Source organism: Frankia sp. AgB1.9, from assembly GCF_016786355.1.
In the GTDB taxonomy this organism is placed as follows: Bacteria; Actinomycetota; Actinomycetes; order Frankiales; family Frankiaceae; genus Pseudofrankia.
The window spans coordinates 1-1,103 of the sequence record NZ_JADWYX010000274.1; the positions used below are offsets into that span (position 1 = coordinate 1).

1 protein-coding gene and 1 pseudogene are annotated in these 1,103 nt (G+C 76.7%); one reads left to right on the forward strand and one right to left on the reverse strand.

Translation table 11 applies throughout. The features are described from left to right. Positions 1-228, forward strand: a pseudogene (locus I6A60_RS42605) (hypothetical protein); the annotation flags it as partial. Positions 229-398: 170 nt separating this feature from the next. On the opposite strand, the gene I6A60_RS41075 reads toward I6A60_RS42605, so the two are convergent. Further along, a partial coding sequence (locus I6A60_RS41075) for an ABC transporter permease (protein WP_203055894.1) occupies positions 399-1,103 on the reverse strand: 705 nt, incomplete at its 5' end.

A 1,103-nucleotide genomic window follows, 5' to 3' on the forward strand; every position in this document is an offset into this window, starting at 1 on the left:
GTGCTGCTGCGCTCGTCGGAGGTACTGCTCTCGGCGGCCGGCGAGCGGACGATCCGCGGGCTGCGCGACCTTGTCGTGGGCCGGCGCGCCCCCCCCCCCCCGGGGGGGGGGGGGGGGGCCCCCCCCCCCCCGGCGCCCCGGACCTGCCCGGCGGGCCGCGGCTGGGGCCCGCGGCCACGATCCGGGAAGCCGCCGACGCCGTTCGCCTGCCGGTCGGCCGGACGGTAGCGGCGGCGCTGAACGGTGCCCCGGTGACCGACGTCACGACACCTCTAGTGGCGGGCGACGAGGTCTCCTTCCTGGTCGCCGGCTAGCCGGGCGACGGGCCCAGCTGCCCGCCGCGCCGGACGGCATTGGCCACCGGCGCGACGGGGGCAGGGCGCGCCGTCGATGGACAGTCAGGCGTCGCGCAACCGCAGCACCAGACCGCCGGCCAGGAGGGCTGCCGCCGCCCAGGCGGCCAGCACCCCGAGGCCGGCCCAGGGACCGATCGGCAGGGCGGACAGGTCGCGGGTCGCCTGAATCGTCAGACCGGAGGTCATCGGGCTGAGCTGGCTCAGGTGCCGGTGCCACGAGGGGTCGCTGACGGACGCGGCGACGATCGGGAAGAGGTAGAGCAGGCCGAGCGTGATCCCGATCGAGGCCGCGGTGTCCCGGACCGCCGTGCCGATGCCCAACGCGAGTAGCCCGATCAGCCCCAGGTACAGGACCGATCCGACGGCGGCGCGCAGGACCGGGCCGTCGGTGAGCGACAGCACCGGGAACCCCCGGGCCGGGGTGAGGCCGTGGGCGGGGAGCAACAGCCGCCCGGCCAGCAGCGATCCGAGGACCGCGACGCCCCCGCCGACCAGCACGGGAGCTGTAATCGTGACGGCCTTCGCCGCCAGCAGCGTGAGCCGGCCGGGAACCGCTGTCAGCGTCACCCGGATCATGCCCGTGCCGTACTCGGCGCTGACGGCCGTCGCCGCGAGGACGGCGACGACGGCCTGGCCGAGCTGGACGCCGGTGAGGCTGAGCTTGACGGCGTCGACGGAGCAGTCGCCGTTCGGCCGGCAGTGGGTGGCGGCCGCCGCGGCCGTGCTGACCGCGATGGTCAGCACGGC